Raw genomic sequence first — 15,973 nt, 5'->3', positions numbered from 1 at the left:
TGAAACCGACGCCTGATCAGCCAAAAAGCGTCGATTCCACGACACAGGATGCCCGACCCCCTCTCCCGCTGTCCGTTATGCCCGGTATGCGTCGCACGGGCGGCCCCCTCCGCGACGTTCACGAGGAAAGCGACGCCAAGCCCAGCCCGGTAGGGGGCGATCACCACCAAGGCGCCCGGAAGGCGGGTTCCGGTCGAGCCCGTACCGCAACGGCGCCCGCTTTGCCCGGTTTCCGGGACGCCAAGGCCCCTTCTACGCCCTGTTCGACGCCTGGAGCGGACCAGCGGACAGCGCGAGCGTGCGTTCATCGCGACACCAGAACGGGATTCGGTGCCGGCAGGGGTTCAAACGGCACGCCGAGCCCGTTTACCGGACCCGGCATCACCGTGCGTAGCCGATATCGGCCCCGCGTGCGCCCCGGCGACAGGGGTACCCGGACCTCCGAGCCCCTTTGACCGCATGCCGCAAGAACACCCCGGTTGGACACGAATCGGGCATGTCGATTGCAGAACGTGTTCTGGTTTCACCGTGTTAGTCGTCTCGGAGGCCTCCAGGGCGTCGCGGAGCGCGCATCCCGCCCCGCCCGCGCGTAACGGGGAGTGTTCATCGAGGTCACGGACCTGAGGGGTTCGCCGCGAGGGACCGGCACCCGCCCCGGGGCGACGAAGACCACGAACCCCGCCCACCGCACCACCCGCCCGGACCGCGAGGGGCCCGCCGAACGGCAGGCAAGGCCCGGGAACCGCCCGGCTTGTGCCGTCGCCGCCCTTTACGGCGACCACGCACACGCGCCGCACCCGACAGCGCCACCGCGAGGACCGCCGACCTCCGTCGTCGCCGCCCCCTACCTGACACCCCACCGGCCCACCACCCGGCCGGAGCCCGCGAGCGGGGTACCTGCTCAGCCGCCTGCCCGGACCATGAGCGACCAGACGGACGGCAGGCAGGGCCCGGGAACCGCCCCGCTTGTGCCGTCGCTGCCCTTTGCGGCGACCACGCACACGCGCCACGCCCGACAGCGCTACCGCACGGGCCGCCGACCTCCGTCGTCGCCGCCCCCTACCCGACACCCCACCGGCCCACCACCCGGCCGGGGCCCGCGAGCGGGGTACCCGGTCACTCCGCTGCGTCCTGAACCGCAACGGGTCGATGACGTGGCGGGCAAAGCCGGGCGACCGTGCTTTCGCCTCCCAAAACGCCGTGACGCCCCCATTCCGGGTTTCCGGAGTCACCCGTCGCCCCTATGATGCGCTTCTCGGCGACGAACGGCGCCCCTCCCCGGCCACGCGTCGGAGCGGGACGCCCTTCGCTTCCACCCGACACCCCCTCTCGCGCTCGCCCCGGGAAACCGATTCATCCGAAACGGGATCCCCACGGCGATCGCGTGCGTCTGTCACGTCAGCGCCGCCCGCACACCTCCGGCGTTCCGCCCCGGTTCGACATCCCGGGATGTCGCGCTGTGGAGTGTCCGGACCCCCTCGCACGCGCCAGGCGCCCCCTTTTCTCGGCAGTACCCCCGAACCGGAAAGGCACGATCCCACATGGTCGACGACGGGCCCTCCCCGGACGAGGACGCGCCGCGTCCGACGCGTCGCCAGAAGAAGGTCGAGCGCCGCCGCCGACGGCTGACCGTGGTCACCGTCATCGGCGTGGGAACGGCGCTCACCGGCGCCCTCGTCGCCGCGTCCCTCTCAGCGTCGTCCGACGAGCCGCGCTCCTCCGCGGGCGGTGAAGGCGGAAGCTCCTCCCCGACCCCGGAGACCGGCCCCTCCGCGTCCTCCGCCGCGCCCAGCAGCCCGGCCCCGGCCGAGCCCGCACCCACCGCCTCGGCCCCTTCCTCCGCCCCCGGCTCCTCCCCCGACGACGCGCAGGACGGCGACAGCGAGCAGGCCGACTCGGCCCCCTCCACCGGGGACGACACCTCGCAGGCCCCGCCGCAGACCGGTCGGCCCCCCGGCGGCGGGGGGAGCACCTCTCCGGCCGAACCGCCCGGCGGCGGCGGTGGTGGCGGTGGCGGTGGAGGCGGCGGGGACGACGACGGCGGCGTCGGAGACGGCGTCGGTGGTGGAGGCGGCGGGGACCAGAGCCCGCCCGTCGACGACGACCCCACCCAGGACCCCCCGGACGACGGCTGTTGGATCTTCTGCTGAGCCCCGGCCGGTCCCCGTCTGGGTCCCTCCCGCCCGGGTCTCCGGCGCCCGCGGCGGGAAGGACCCCGTGCGAGACGTGATCGCCCGCCCCCGCGGGCCCACAGGTGAGGAGGAACCTCCGCATGGCGCCGATACGGGTACTGGTCGTGGGAGCAGGGTCGCGCGGCAGCGCCTACGCCGCGTGGATCCGGGAGCACCCCGACGTCGCGCGGGTGGTCGCGGTGGCCGAGCCCCGCCCCGCCTACCGCGACCGCCTGGCCGACGCGTGCGGGGTGCCGCCGGAGGCCCGGTTCGCCGACTGGCGCGAGGCCGCCGCGCTCCCCCGCATGGCCGACGCCGCGCTGGTGTGCACCCTGGACGACGCCCACCTGGAGCCCGCCCTGGCCTTCGCCGCCTCCGGCCACCACCTGATGGTGGAGAAGCCGCTGGCCCAGACCCCGGCCGACTGCACGGCGATCGTGGAGGCCGCCCACCGCGCCGGGGTGCTGCTCAGCGTCGGCCACGTGCTCCGCCACGCCCCCTACACCCGCCTGGTCACCTCCCTGGTGGAGTCCGGGCGGATCGGCCGGATCACCGGCATCGACCACATCGAGCCGGTCGGCTTCTGGCACCATGCCCACTCCTACGTGCGCGGCAACTGGCGGCGCACCGCCGACGCCGCCCCCATGCTGCTCGCCAAGTCCTGCCACGACCTGGACTGGATCCGCTACGTGGTGGGGCGCGAGCCCACGGCGGTGTCGTCGTTCGGGTCCTTGCGCCACTTCCGCCCCGAGCAGGCCCCGGAGGGCGCCGCCGCGCGCTGCACCGAGTGCCCGGTCGAGCCCGAGTGCGCCTACTCGGCCCCGCGGATCTACGGCCGCTTCCTGGAGCAGGGGGTCACCGGGTGGCCCCTGGACGTGCTCACACCGGAGCCGACCGCCGAGTCGGTGGCCGAGGCCCTGCGCACCGGCCCCTACGGCCGCTGCGTCTACCACTGCGACAACGACGTGGTGGACCGGCAGGTGGTGGCCCTGGAGTTCGAGGGCGGGGCGACGGGGACCTTTACGATGACCGCCTTCGCCCAGGCCGGGCACCGCCGCACGACCCTCTTCGGCACCGACGGCGAACTGTACTGCGACGGCGACACCGTGACCGTGTACGACTTCCTGACCCGCACCACCGAGACCCTGAAGCCCGAGTCCGCGGAGGGCGCGGGCGCCGGCCACGGCGGCGGCGACGGAGGCCTGCTGTCGGCGTTCTTCGCGGGGATCGCCGCGGACGACCCGGACCTGGTGGAGACGAGCGGCGAGGACGCGCTCCGCTCCCACCTGCTGGTCTTCGCCGCCGAGCGCGCCCGCCTGGAGGGGCGGGTGGTGCCGCTGCCGGAGGCCGGCGCAGGGCGGGACCGGTAGCACCCACGCGAGGAGGAGGACGGATTGGCACTGGTACGCAAGGGGTCGCGCACGATCACCGTCGACGGCCGCGCCTACCGCTGGCGGGTCCGGCGCCGCCCCACCTATGACCAGGCCTGCCTGGGAGGCCGCCTCATCGTCGCTGTGGAGTCCGCCGAGGCGCGCGGGTCGGTCCTGGTGGTGCGCACGCCGTACCCGCACCCGAGCGGGGTCCTGCGCGGCGAGGCGCCGGTCCCGGTGACGCCGGGGATGGTGGCGGGCACTGTGCGCGCCGCCCTGGCGGCCGGGTGGCGCCCCGGCCGGGCGGGGCCGCCGTTCTCCTTCGCCCTCCCCGATGAAGTACTCAACTAGTTGACCAATAGACTCGGGGATCCGCCTGCCCGCCGCTAACGGAGGAGATCCCCTCATGGCCGACTTCGCGGCCGCCACCGCCCTCACCGAGCCGTCCGCCCCGCACCCCGGCGGCGCCCACCACGCCTACGGCGCCGAACTCGACCCGCAGTGGGCGGTCGGCGACAAGCTCCACGGGGGCTACCTCATGGCGGTCATGGGCCGCGCCGCCGCCCGGGCCACCGGCGGCGCCCATCCCGACCTGACGGCCATCGCCGCATCCTTCATCCGCCCCCCGCTGCCCGGCCCCGCCCGGGTGGAGGTCGAGACCCTGCGCGCGGGCAGGGGGTCGTCGCGGCTGCGGGTCCGCCTCGCCCAGGACGGGGAGCCCTGCGTCGAGGCGATCGCCACCAACGGGGCCCTCAACGGCGGCGAGCCGCACTGGAGCCGCGCGGAACCGGCCGACCTGCCTCCCGAGCACGACTGCGTGCCCTCCCCCGCGGACGTGCCCGGTTCGGCGTTCCGCGTCCCCCTGATGGAGGCCGTCGACCAGCGGATCGACCCCGGAATCCTGGACGCCATGGCCGGCAGGCCGTCGATGCGCGGACGCGTCGCCGGGTGGCAGCGCCTGGCGGACGGCGCCGCGTGGGACCCGCTGTCGCTGCTGGTGGCCCTCGACATGGTGCCGCCGGTCTCCTACGACCTGGGCCTGCCCGGGTGGGCGCCGACCGTGCAGATGAGCGCCTACATCCGCGCCGTCCCCGCTCCCGGCCCGGTGCGCGTCGCGATGCAGGCCGAGGAGGTCTCCGGGGACCGGATGGACGTGACGGCGCGCGCGTGGGACGCCAAGGACCGCCTGGTCGCCCAGGCCTCCCAGATCGCGGCGGTCCGAACACCGGAGTGATCCGGCGAGTCCCGGCGCCGAGGGAGCGCGGCCCGTGTGGACGGCCGGGGGTCCAGACGACGCTCCACCGACGGGAGGGGGTCGTGTCACCACTCCCGCCTTTACTCCGTAGATTACGGCATCGCCACTCCAAAGCGCTGGGAACGTCCGCCCGCCCCTCCCCCCAGAGCGCGCGGGCCCACGCGTCCCTCCCGCCCCTTGGGCGACGGCGGCACCCGACTCCTAGGGGCGACCGCACGGCGCCCCTAGGATGAAGGGTCCGGCCCCGTCCCTGCGACGCCCCCTGTAACAACGGCCCCGCCCCGGAGGTCCCGTGCGCGCTGATCCCCGAGCCGACTTCCCCGAGCACCCCACCTCCGTCACCGACCTGACTGCCGGGCGCGTCGAGTACCGGCTCCACCGCGCGGGCCCCAACGCCGTGGTGGTGTTCCACGGCGGCCACATGCGCGCCTCCCTCCCGCAGGGCGAGGACGCCTTCGTCGACGGCGGGCGCAGTGTCCTCGCGGTCTCCCGCCCCGGCTACGGCCGCACGCCCGCATCCACCGGCACCACGCCCGAGAGGTTCGCCGACGCCGCCGCCGAACTCTGCCGCCGCCTCGGCCTGCAGCGGGTCGACGCCGTGGTGGGCATCTCGGCCGGCGGCCCGACCGCGATCGCGATGGCGGCCCGCCACCCGCGCCTGGTGCGCTCCCTGGTCCTGGAGAGCTCGGTGGGCCCCCTCCCCTGGCCCGAGCCCGCCGTCCGGCGGGTGGGCCGCATCGTGTTCGCCTCGGGGGCCGAGGCCGCCACATGGGCGGGCGTGCGGGGCATGATGCGCGCCAACCCCCTGGCCGGGCTGCGCGCGATGATGGGCGGCCTGTCCACCGAACCGCCCCGCGAGGTGGTCGCCCGGCTCCCCGTCGAGCGGCGCCGGGAGCTCGCCGGGCTGTTCTCCCGGATGCGCTCGGGCGCCGGGTTCACCCTGGACCTGCGCGCCACGGCCGACCCGCGCCCGCCGACCGCCCTGGTGGCCCAGCCCGCCCTCGTGGTGGCCTCCCGCAGGGACGGCGCGGTCCCCTTCGCCCACGCCGAGGCGCTGTCCGAGGCGCTGGGGGCCGAACTGGTGGAGAGCGCCGCCGATGGCCACCTCATCTGGTACTCCGACGACCACCCCCGGATCCGCGCGCGCATCGGCACCTTCCTGGCGAAGGTGTGAGGCCCCGGCGCTTCCCCGCCCGGGCGGCCCCTTCCGTCCCGGTGCGCACTAGAATGCGCGGGTGCCGTACGCCACCGCTCCCGACCAGGCCCGGATCCACTACGACGTGCGCGGCTCGGGCGAGCCGCTGCTGCTGCTCGCCGGGCAGGCCAACGCCCATAACTGGTGGGACGGGGTCCGCCCGGCGCTCGACGCCGAGTTTCGCACCATCGCCGCCGACCACCTGGGCACCGGCGCCTCCGACGCCCCGCACGCGGCCGAGTACTCCACCCGGCGGTTCGCCGCCGACGCGGTGGCGGTCCTGGACGACCTGGGCGTGGAACGCGCCCATGTGTACGGCACGTCCATGGGCGGCAAGATCGCCCAGTGGATCGCGGCCGACCACCCCGAACGGGTCGGCGCACTGGTGCTGGGCTGCACATCGCCCGGCGGTCCGAACGCGGTGAACGCCTCCTCGGCCATCGCGCGCGCACTGGGCTCCCCCGACCGCGAGGCGGCGCGGCGCACGCTGATCGGGCTGATGTTCACGCCCGAGTGGACCCGGCACGACCCCGGCCCCTACCGCGTGCTGGGCGACGCGTCGATGGAGCCGCACGCGCGCAGGGCCCACCTGGCCGCCAGCAGGGCGCACGACGCCTGGGACGCCCTCCCGTCGATCACCGCGCCCACCCTGGTCCTGCACGGCACCGACGACGCGTTCGCCCCTGCGGCCAACGCCCACCTGATCGCCGACCGCATCCCGGACGCGCGCCTCCACCTCCTTGAGGGCGCGCGCCACGCCTACTTCGAGGAGCGCGCCGAGGAGGCGACCAAGGCGGTCATGGACCACCTGCGGAGCCACCGGCTGCACATGGCGGCGCAGTCCGCACCGCTGGGCCGCGGTACCTGACGGAACTGCGGGTGTCACGGACGGCCCCTCGGACGGGCCCCTAGTAGCCGCGCGGGTCGCCGGGGCGGCGGGCGTAGGGGCGGACCGTCCCCCAGCCCGGTTCGTCGGCGGGGGCCACTCCTGAGCGACTCCGGTCCGCTCGCCCGGCTCGGCGGGGGCGCCGACGGCGGCGCCGGCCAACGGACCACGGCGGGGGTTCCGGGCCGTGCCCGGGCTCGTCCGCCATGTCGTCGATGAGCCCGCGCGCGGCGGCGTCGATGCTGGTGCTCATGGTGGAGCGGCCGTGCCGCTCCCCTTCGATGACGGCGGCGGCGCGCTCGCCGATGGGAGGGTCGAAGCGGTCGCCCGCCCCGGGCGCCTCCTCCACCGTCCGGGGAGCGAGCGCGTCCCGCTCGCGCACGGGGAAGCGGTCGCGCCGGGGGTCGGCATGACCCGCCTCGAAGTACCTCCGGGGACCGGCGGTCCACTGCACCAGCCACCAGATCCCGAAGACGGCGCTGAGCAGGAGCAGAAGTGCGAGGATCACCATCCACGAGGTCATTGGTCATCGCCTCCTCTCCCGGGGCGCTAACCACGGATGGCGGCCGCGAACCGGATCCCGGAGCACCGGGACGGCCTGTCCGCGCGGCCCGTCAGGCGAGCCGCCCCAGGACCTCTTCGGGTTCCATGCCCTCCGGCATGCCCGTCACCTGGCCGTCGCCGACCTCCACCACGCGCCACCGGCCATCGGCCGTGCACGCCAGGTCGGTGACGGCGAAGGGGTGCCCGAGCGCCTGTACGCGGCGCGCCACCTCCTCCAGGAAGGCCTGCGGCGGATGCGGCGCCCCGCCCGGCGTGTCCGGGTGCGCCCCGACCGCCACCGGTCGGCCGTGCACCCACCACGCACGCGCCTCGGGCCCCTGGAAGTCCTCGAAGGCCCGCACCACCACGCCGCCCGCCAGGAAGTCGCCCTGGAGTTCGACCATGCGCGCGGCCACGGCGTGCAGCGCGCCGGTGTCCGCCAGGTCGGGGACGAAGCAGGCCTCGTGCCACTCGTGCTTGCGCGACTTCACGAAGTCCTTGACGATCCCCGGGCCGCCGCCCAGAGGCGCCACGGCGCGCGCCAGCGCGCTCGCCTCCGGTGCGCGCCCGGGTTCGGCAGGGCACCACACGCTGGCGGGGGTGAGTCCCTCGAACCCGGAGTACCAGCCCGGCAGCTCGTGTGCGCGCGCGTAGGCGTCCGCACCGACGGCGAGCCGGGCGCCGCGCGCGTCCAGGGCGGCCTCCAGCTCCCTGTAGCGCGGCACCGGCACCATCCAGCCCCGATACCACAGGGTGACGCCGTCACCCGGCACGGACGACAGGGAGCCGTCCGCGTCGCCCGCGAGCAGCGCGTCGTGGTCGAGGCGTCCGATCGCCGCGCCCTCGGCGCGCATCCGCTGCGCCTCGCCCCGGAAGGCCTCGTCGACGGCGCGCGGCCTCAGCGGATCGGTCGGGTACAGGAACGCACCGGACGCCATAGGGGGTGTCTCCTCATCGAAGGCCTTGGGGCCCGGAGCTGGGGCAGCTTCCGGGCCCCAAGAGCGGTGACCGGGGCTGGCCAGGGTGTGCGGAACCCTTCAGAGGTGGTGGTACCGGTGACCGGTGACCTGTTGCGCATATGCCCGTCTACCCGCGGCGCTCCATGCCGCGTTCTACAAGGCGTACAACGAACACACCTGCTCAATGTGTGGTAGGCGGATAGGCGAAGAGACCTGCTACCCGGATACCTTTTTACGACCGACACTTCGGTGCCCCGGCCCCGCCGTTCTGGGGCCGCCGGGTCAGTCCAGCTCGACCAGTTCGGTCTTGTTGGCCCGGTTGATGGCCTGCTTGACGCGCTGGGAGAACTCGGCGATGCGGTCGATCTCGTCCCACTGGCCGCGCTGCGGCAGCCCGTAGTCGGTGACCTCGGTGACGTCGTAGCCCTGCAGCTCGACCTCTTCGATCTTGAGGCCCTTGTCGCTGAAAGACTCGCGCTTGCGCTCGACCCGCTTGACCGTGCGGTAGCGGATCCAGTCGTCCCCGCTGTCGTACACGCCGACGCCGTCGGCCCGCACCGGCACCGCCCGCGCGGCCTGCTCGAGCTTGGGGATGACGTCGTCCTTGAGCACCAGCAGCTCGGGGACGGACAGGGTCCGCACGCGCCCGTCGAGGTCCTCGATCTCCGCGCGCGCCCGCTGGTTGGTGCGGGAGATGCGCAGCGCGAGCTCCTCGTCCTCGGCGAGGATCGCGGCGATCCGCTCCCGACACTCGGGCACGGTGTAGGCGCGCGAGGTGGACTTCTCGGTCCCCGGCTCCGGGCGGTAGGCGCCGTCGCCCTCCAGACTGGTCGTCCGGTAGGAACGGCGCTCCGCCCCTGCCAGGCCGAGGCGGTTGAGCCAGGACTGCAGGTCCGATGCGAGCTTCTTGCGCCGGTTGAAGGCGTCGCCGAGGGTCATGTTCACGCCGGAGAACCTAGCGGCCCCGCGATCACCCGCGCCAGTGGTTTTCCCGCTTCGGCACTGATTCGTCCGGCTTCGGCCCCGGAACGCGCCGGATCCGTGAGAACGCGCGGGTCGCGGCTCACTCTTCCCGGCGGCCGTGGCCGCCCCGGGCGAGCGGGGCGCGCAGGTGGAAGCGGAGCGCCAGCAGCCGCAGCGCGATCGCCCCCAGCCCGGCCAGGGACGCGGTCCACAGGGAGTAGGCGCCCACGGCCGCCAGCAGGGCCGTGGCCGACGCCCCCACCAGGGCCGGGACGAGGTAGATCTCGGAGTCGCGGCGCAGCACCGAGGGCGTGCGGGCGGCGAGCAGGTCGCGCAGCATGCCGCCGCCGACGGCCGTGGCCACCCCCATCAGCGCCGCCGGGACCGGCCCCAGCCCGTACTCCAGCGCCTTGGCCGTCCCGGTGACGCAGTACAGGCCCAGCCCGATGGCGTCGGCGGTGTCCAGCGGGGCGCCCGCCAGCCGCGGCGGCGGGTGCCACAGGGTGATCAGCGCGGCCGCCACCAGCGCGGTGGCCAGGTAGCGCAGGTCCTCGAAGGCCGCCGGGGGCACCGCGCCGATGAGCACGTCCCGCACGATCCCTCCGCCGAAGGCGGTGCAGCACGCCAGCATCGCGATGCCGACGATGTCGAACCCGCGCCGCACCGCGGCCAGCGCCCCCGACACCGCGAAGGCGAACGCGCCGATCAGGTCCAGCGCGTCGAACGCGAAGCGCTGGGCGTCGGTCAGGTCCATGCCGCCCGCTCCCCCTCCCGCCGTGGGCCGCCACCCCTCAACCGAAGCGCTCCGCGCCGCGCTCGCGCGCGCGGCGCGCCGACCCCTTCAGCATCTCCACCATCTCGGGTACCGGCCGCCATGGGCGCCTGCGGTGGACGACGTAGATCTCGCGCGCCAGGGCCCGCCTGCGGGCCGCGCCCGAGCCGCCCGACAGCGGCAGCGCGGCCCATCCCTCCTTGGGGGCGGCGCCGAGGATGGTCCTGGGGATGAGTCCGACGCCGACACCCGCCCGGATCAGCGCCAGCATCACCTCGTAGTCGCGGGTCTCGTGCGCCACGGTGAGCCGCACGCCCGCCTCCTGGGCGGCCGACTCCAGCGCGACGCGGTTGGATATGCCCGGGGCGCCGCAGATCCACTCCTCCCCCTCCAGGTCCTCCAGGCGCGGGGCGCCGCGCTCCCCGGCCGGGTGGCCCTCGGGCAGCACCAGCAGCAGCGGGTCGACGAGGATGCGCTCGCGGTGCAGCCCGGCGGCGGCCGGGAGCGGCACGCCCGGGTAGCGGTGGGTGATGAGCAGGTCCAGGTCCCCGGAGGTGACCAGGCCGTACCCGTCGGGGGGTTCGACGTCCGACAGCGCCAGCCGCACGTCGGGGTGGGCGCGCCGGAACGCCGCCAGCGCGCTGGGCACCAGCGTCTTGCCCGCACTGGCGAACGCGCCGAGCGCGAGCCGCCGCGGCGCCTCCCCGGCCGCCGACCGGACCGCGGCCTCGGCGTCGCGCAGGTCGCCCATCACGCGCTCGCCGTAGGCCAGCAGCTCCCGGCCGGCCGCGGTCAGGCGCACACCGCCGCGCCCGCGCTCCAGCAGGGCGCAGCCCAGTTCCCGTTCGAGCTTGGTGAGCTGCTGGGAGACGGCCGGGGCGGTGAAGGACATGCGCTCGGCGGCGGCGCTGATGGAGCCGGCGTGGGCCACCTCGACCAGCACGCGCACCCGGTTGGCGTCGAGCACCCGCGCCCTCCCTTCGGCGGGCCGGTCCTCACGGCGCACTCCGCGGGTCGGAGAATCCCCAGGTCGAGCCCGCTTCTTCCGGTGGTCGACCGGCACGGGCCGCGTCCGCCCGCCGCGTGTCCGAGGCCCCGCTCTTCTTAAAGCTCTGCTTAATCAATGTAAGCAGACACAACTTTAACTTAAGGGGGCGCGGGGGCAGAGTGGGGTGCATGACACCGAGCACCGCCCTTCCGGCCCATCTGCCCACGTCGGCCGACGTCCGCGCGGCGGCCGAGCGCATCGCGCCCTACGCCCGCCGCACGCCGCTGCTGACCGCGCGGGTGGACGGGCGCCCGCTGACGCTGAAGCTGGAGCACCTGCAGCTGACCGGGGCGTTCAAGCTGCGCGGCGCGCTCAACGCCCTGCTGTCGGGCGGGAGGACCGCCCGGGTGGTGACCGCCTCGGGCGGCAACCACGGTCTGGGGGTGGCCACCGCCGCCCGGCTGCTGGGCATCGAGGCGGTGGTGTACGTGCCCGAGACGGTCCCCGAGGCCAAGGCCCGTCGGCTGGAGGCCTCCGGCGCCCGGCTCGTGCGCGCCGGCGAGCACTACGCGGTGGCGGCGCAGGAGGCCGTGCGCCACGCCGAGCGCGAGGGCCTGCGCTACCTGCACGCCTACGACGACCCGAACGTGGTGGCCGGGCAGGGCACCATCGGTCGGGAGATCGCCCAGGACGCCCCCTGGTGCGACGCGGTGGCGGTGGCCGTCGGCGGCGGCGGGCTGGTCGCCGGCGTGCGGCTGGGGGCGGGAGCCCGCACCGTCGTGGCGGTGGAGCCGGAGGGGTGCCAGAGCATGCACGCGGCCGTGCGCGCCGGGGAGCCGGTCGACACGCCGGTGGACTCGGTGGCCTCCTCGGCGCTGGGCGCGGCCCGGCTGGGCGATGTGCCCTTCGAGGTGCTGCGGTCGAACCCGGTGGAGACGGCCCTGGTCGACGACGGGGAGATCATCGCGGCGCGGGACCGGCTGTGGGAGGAGTTCCGGATCGCCGCCGAGCCCGCGGCGGCCGTGCCCTTCGCCGCCTGGCTGGCCGGGCGTGTGCCCGCCGAGCACCCGTGCCTGGTGGTGTGCGGCGCCAACGCCGACTGGCGCCCGGCGGACTAGCCCTGCCGGTCCGCCCGCTCGCGGCCCCAGGCCGCGAGCGGCTCCAGCGACGCGTTGAGCCGGGCGCCGTCCTCGGTGAGGGAGTACTCGACGCGGGGCGGTACCTCGTCGTAGGACACGCGCCCCACGATGCCGTCGGCCTCCATCTCGCGCAGGTGGGAGGCCAGGACCTTCTCGGTGATCCCCGGCAGGAGCCGCCGCAGCTCGCCGAAGCGGCGGTAGGGGTGCTCGTGCAGCGCCCAGAGGATGAGGACCTTCCACTTGCCGCCGATCACCTCCATCGCGGTGTCGATCCCGCAGATGTGCCCGTCCGGTGCCCCCGGGCGGTTCAGCGTGGCCATGCCCCACCTCTCCCCGACCTGTTCGCTCACCACAGGGTAACCACCCACTCCGAAGTGCGTACTTGAGGACTTTTCGGGCGTTGGCCACGATCGTCGGCATGACAGCGAACACCGATGAGAAGACCCCGCTCGCCCTGCTTGGCTTGGGCGCCATGGGGACCGCCCTGGCCCGCGCCTGGCTCGCCGCGGGCCACCCCGTCACCGTCTGGAACCGCACCCCGTCCCGCGCCGCCGCGCTCGCCGCCGAGGGCGCGCGGGCCGCGGAGAGCGCCGCCGCGGCGGTGGAGGCGAACACCCTGGTCGTCACCTGCCTGCTGGACGACGCCTCGGTCGAGGAGGCGCTGGCCGGCGCCGACCTGGACGGCAAGGACCTGGTCAACCTGACCACGGGCACCCCCGGCCAGGCCCGGGGACGCGCCGCCTGGGCCCACGGGCGCGGCGCCCGCTACCTGGACGGCGGGATCATGGCCGTGCCCCCGATGGTCGGCGTCCCCGAGGCCGGCGGCTACGTGTTCTACAGCGGCCCGCGGGACCTGTTCGAACGGCACAGGGAGGTCCTGGGCGCGCCCCTGGGCACCGAGTACGTCGGCGAGGACGCGGGCTTCGCGGCCCTGCACGACGTGGCCCTGCTCAGCGCCATGTACGGGATGTTCGCCGGGGCCGCGCACGCCTTCGCCCTGATCCGCAAGGAGGACATCGACCCCGCGTCCCTCGCCCCGCTGCTCGCCGGCTGGCTCACCGCCCTGGCGCCGTCGGTCCACCAGACCGCCGAGCAGCTGCGCAGCGGCGACTACACCAAGGGCGTCGTCTCCACCCTCGCCATGCAGGTCGCCGGGACGCCCACCTTCCTGGACACCGCCGAGCAGCAGGGCGTCAGCCCGGAACTGCTCACGCCCTACTTCGCGCTGATGCGCCGCCGCCTGGCCGAAGGCGACGGAAAGGAGGACCTGACCGGCGTGGTCGACCTGCTGGCGCGGTGACCGGTCAGTCCGCCGGGCCGGCGCCCGGCCCCTCCGCCTGCGGGCGGGGGGCCGTGCGCGCGGCGAGTTCGGCACGCAGGGCGCGGACCTCCTCCATCAGGTCCTCGACCTGCCCCTGTGTCGCCGAGGCGGTCTCCTGGGCGGTGTCGAGCTTCTCCACGAACCAGGAGGCCAGGGTCCCGGTGACCACGCCCAGCAGGGCGATCCCGGCGGTGAACAGCACGATCGCCACGACGCGCCCCCACAGGGTCACCGGGTAGAAGTCGCCGTAGCCCACCGTGGTGACCGTGGTGGCGGCCCACCACAGGGCCTCGGGGAAGTCCGTGATCACGGCGTCGGGCGACGCCCGCTCGGCGTCGAGGACCGCCAGGGCGGCGCACACGACCAGCAGCACCGCGCCGGCCCCCGCGTACCAGGCCACGCTCCGGCGCAGGGTCACCATCCGGGCCCGCTTGTTGATGAACCCGAGTACGAGGATCACCTGCACCAGCCGCAGGGGGCGCAGGACCGGCAGGACGATGACCAGCAGGTCGAACCAGTTGCGGCGGATGAAGAAGCCCTTGCGCGGCGCCAGGGCCAGGCGGGCGGCGTAGTCGACGGCGAAGACCGCCCACACCGACCAGATGGCGGCCTCGCACACCACCCGCCACGTGTCGGACAGCCCGGGGTCGATGATCGGCCACGCGTATGCGGCGAAGAAGACGAGAGAGGCCGCCAGGAGCGGGACGAAGGTGCGCCGCCTCCATGTCTCCAGCTTGTTCTCTTTGACGTAGGTGTCGGGCATGCCCGTTCGCTCCGGTCGTCGTGCAGGTGATGGGGGAAAGGCGCCGCGCCAGGGCACGGCCCCTCGTCAGGGGCCGTGCCCCGCGACTGTACCGGGGGCGCACGGGGGTCGCACTCCGGCCCGTCAGGCCGGCGGACCGAACCACTCCTCCAGGCGCGCCGCCATCTCCCCTTGCTCCTCCCCGGCCCACACCACGTGCCCGTCCGGGCGGATCAGCACTCCAGGGACGTCCAGCTCGTCGCTCTCGTCGGCGATGCGGTCGACCCGGTCCTCCCAGCCCGCCACGGACAGCCCGCCGGTGCGGTCCAGCAGCAGGCCGCGCCCGCCGTGCATCCGCGCGTAGAGGCGCCCCTCCTTCAGCGGGACGTCCCGCAGGTGGCCGCCGACCAGCGGGTGCCCGCCGCCCAGGTCGTAGCGCACCCCGATCGCCGTGACCTTCTCGACCAGGTACCGGTTCACCTCCGGAAAGTCCATCAGCTCCGACAGCAGCCGCCGCACCGCCTGTGCGCCGGGGTCGGTCGAGATCAGCACGGACTGGGCGCGGGTGTTGTCCAGGACGCCCGCCGCCACCGGGTGCCGCTCGGCGCCGTAGGTGTCGAGCAGCCCGTCGGGCGCGTGGCCGCGGACCTCGGCGGCCAGCTTCCAGCCGAGGTTGACGGCGTCCTGGACGCCGAGGTTGAGGCCCTGCCCGCCCAGCGGCGGGTGGATGTGCGCCGCGTCGCCGGCCAGCAGCACGCGCCCCTCCCGGTAGCGCTCGGCCAGCCGGGTGGCGTCGCCGAAGCGGGAGAGCCAGCTCGGCGAGTGCACCCCGAAGTCGGTCCCGGCGTACACGCGCAACTGCCGCTGGAACTCCTCGAACGCCGGCGGTTCGGTGCGGTCCTCGGCCACCGTCTCGGAGGGGACGACGACGCGGATCCTGCCGCTCCCGTCCGGGACGGGGCCCGCCGCGAAGCGCAGGTTGGTCTTGCGGACCTCGGTCATCACCGCGATGATCTCGTCGATGGGGGCGGTGGCCTCCATCTCGCCCAGCAGCGTGTCGTTGGTGCTGGGCTCGCCGGGGAAGCCGATGCCGAGCAGGCGGCGCACGGTGCTGCGGCCGCCGTCGCAGCCGACGAGGTAACGCGCGCGCAGCGTCCGCCCGTCGTCCAGTTCGGCGGTCACGCCTTCCTCGTCCTGCGACAACCCGGTCAGCGCGCTGCCGCGCCGGATGTCGGCGCCGAGCTCGGCGGCGCGCTCGGCCAGCAGCCGGTCGGTGATGGTCTGCGGGATGCCGAGGATGTAGCCGTGCGCGGTGTCGAGCCCCTCCGGCGCCGGCTTGGAGATCCCGGCGAACCCGCCGAGCGGGTAGGTCTTGCCCTCCTCCAGGAACCGGCCGAGCAGCCCGCGCTGGTCCATCACCTCGATGCTGCGCACGTGCAGTCCCAGCGAGCGGACGACGGGCGTCGGCTCCGCGTCCTTCTCCACCACGGCCACCCGCACGCCCCACAGCCGCAGTTCGGCGGCGAGCATCATGCCGGTGGGGCCGCCCCCGACCACGATCACATCGTTCATGCCGTCCCCTCGGTCTCCGGTTCGGACGACCGATTGTGCGCCATGACCAGGGTCTTGCGGCAAGCCCCGGGGGCTGCTATAGCTTGAAAGTGGCAGG

The 15,973-nt window shown here is 74.7% G+C and carries 16 protein-coding genes; 8 read left to right on the top strand and 8 right to left on the bottom strand.

All coding sequences use genetic code 11. From position 1 onward, the window contains the following. The first annotated feature begins 1,541 nt into the window (after positions 1–1,541). The 6 genes from O4J56_RS23480 to O4J56_RS23455 all read left to right on the top strand — a co-directional run bounded on the left by O4J56_RS23480 (position 1,542) and on the right by O4J56_RS23455 (position 6,859). Entirely contained in the window at positions 1,542–2,150 is a 609-nt protein-coding gene (locus tag O4J56_RS23480) for a hypothetical protein (protein WP_270688702.1), read from the top strand. A gap of 122 nt (positions 2,151–2,272) precedes the next feature. Beyond that, a complete protein-coding gene (locus tag O4J56_RS23475) occupies positions 2,273–3,541 on the top strand; it encodes a Gfo/Idh/MocA family protein (protein ID WP_270688700.1) in 1,269 nt (422 codons plus the stop codon). A gap of 24 nt (positions 3,542–3,565) precedes the next feature. Continuing rightward, positions 3,566–3,892, top strand: a complete 327-nt coding sequence (locus O4J56_RS23470; RefSeq protein WP_270688699.1) for a hypothetical protein — start codon at positions 3,566–3,568, stop codon at positions 3,890–3,892. 55 nt (positions 3,893–3,947) lie between these two features. After that, on the top strand, positions 3,948–4,775 hold the full coding sequence (locus O4J56_RS23465) for a thioesterase family protein (RefSeq protein WP_270688697.1): 828 nt from the start codon (positions 3,948–3,950) through the stop codon (positions 4,773–4,775). Between the two features lie 313 nt (positions 4,776–5,088). Further along, positions 5,089–5,970, top strand: coding sequence for an alpha/beta fold hydrolase (locus O4J56_RS23460; RefSeq protein WP_270688696.1), 882 nt, complete (start codon positions 5,089–5,091; stop codon positions 5,968–5,970). 61 nt (positions 5,971–6,031) lie between these two features. Then, positions 6,032–6,859, top strand: a complete 828-nt coding sequence (locus tag O4J56_RS23455; protein WP_270688694.1) for an alpha/beta fold hydrolase — start codon at positions 6,032–6,034, stop codon at positions 6,857–6,859. Between the two features lie 40 nt (positions 6,860–6,899). Here the strand turns inward: O4J56_RS23455 and O4J56_RS23450 are convergent, their stop codons facing one another. The 5 genes from O4J56_RS23450 to O4J56_RS23430 form a co-directional block, all read right to left on the bottom strand. Then, positions 6,900–7,400, bottom strand: a complete 501-nt coding sequence (locus O4J56_RS23450) for a hypothetical protein (protein ID WP_270688693.1) — start codon at positions 7,398–7,400, stop codon at positions 6,900–6,902. Between the two features lie 91 nt (positions 7,401–7,491). Further along, on the bottom strand, positions 7,492–8,358 hold the full coding sequence (locus O4J56_RS23445) for an ATP-grasp domain-containing protein (RefSeq protein ID WP_270688691.1): 867 nt from the start codon (positions 8,356–8,358) through the stop codon (positions 7,492–7,494). A 303-nt stretch (positions 8,359–8,661) separates the two neighbouring features. After that, positions 8,662–9,318, bottom strand: a complete 657-nt coding sequence (locus O4J56_RS23440) for a hypothetical protein (RefSeq protein WP_270688703.1) — start codon at positions 9,316–9,318, stop codon at positions 8,662–8,664. Between the two features lie 124 nt (positions 9,319–9,442). Next, positions 9,443–10,096: a trimeric intracellular cation channel family protein gene (locus tag O4J56_RS23435; protein ID WP_270688690.1), complete on the bottom strand. Its 654-nt coding sequence runs from the start codon at positions 10,094–10,096 to the stop codon at positions 9,443–9,445. A 37-nt stretch (positions 10,097–10,133) separates the two neighbouring features. Further along, complete coding sequence (locus tag O4J56_RS23430) at positions 10,134–11,081, bottom strand: LysR family transcriptional regulator (RefSeq protein ID WP_270688689.1); 948 nt, start codon at positions 11,079–11,081, stop codon at positions 10,134–10,136. Between the two features lie 209 nt (positions 11,082–11,290). Here O4J56_RS23430 and O4J56_RS23425 point away from each other — a divergent pair, with 209 nt between their 5' ends. Continuing rightward, the gene (locus O4J56_RS23425; protein ID WP_270688688.1) at positions 11,291–12,220 is read left to right on the top strand and encodes a threonine/serine dehydratase; all 930 of its coding nucleotides are present in this window, start codon (positions 11,291–11,293) and stop codon (positions 12,218–12,220) included. On the opposite strand, the gene O4J56_RS23420 is transcribed toward O4J56_RS23425, so the two are convergent. Next, positions 12,217–12,561 (bottom strand): winged helix-turn-helix transcriptional regulator, encoded by a 345-nt coding sequence (locus tag O4J56_RS23420; protein ID WP_270688687.1) that lies wholly within the window; start codon positions 12,559–12,561, stop codon positions 12,217–12,219. The genes O4J56_RS23425 and O4J56_RS23420 overlap by 4 nt on opposite strands. A gap of 98 nt (positions 12,562–12,659) precedes the next feature. Here O4J56_RS23420 and O4J56_RS23415 point away from each other — a divergent pair, with 98 nt between their 5' ends. After that, positions 12,660–13,541: an NAD(P)-dependent oxidoreductase gene (locus O4J56_RS23415; protein WP_270688686.1), complete on the top strand. Its 882-nt coding sequence runs from the start codon at positions 12,660–12,662 to the stop codon at positions 13,539–13,541. A gap of 4 nt (positions 13,542–13,545) precedes the next feature. Here the strand turns inward: O4J56_RS23415 and O4J56_RS23410 are convergent, their stop codons facing one another. Further along, a complete protein-coding gene (locus O4J56_RS23410; RefSeq protein WP_270688684.1) occupies positions 13,546–14,325 on the bottom strand; it encodes a potassium channel family protein in 780 nt (259 codons plus the stop codon). Positions 14,326–14,448: 123 nt separating this feature from the next. Beyond that, the gene (gene rox, locus O4J56_RS23405; RefSeq protein ID WP_270688683.1) at positions 14,449–15,876 is read right to left on the bottom strand and encodes a rifampin monooxygenase; all 1,428 of its coding nucleotides are present in this window, start codon (positions 15,874–15,876) and stop codon (positions 14,449–14,451) included. Between the last annotated feature and the right edge of the window lie 97 nt (positions 15,877–15,973).

Source organism: Nocardiopsis endophytica (genome assembly GCF_027706725.1).
In the GTDB taxonomy this organism is placed as follows: Bacteria; Actinomycetota; Actinomycetes; order Streptosporangiales; family Streptosporangiaceae; genus Nocardiopsis_A; species Nocardiopsis_A endophytica.
Note: the sequence above shows the minus strand (reverse complement) of the source record. Positions and strands in the feature narration are given on the sequence as shown.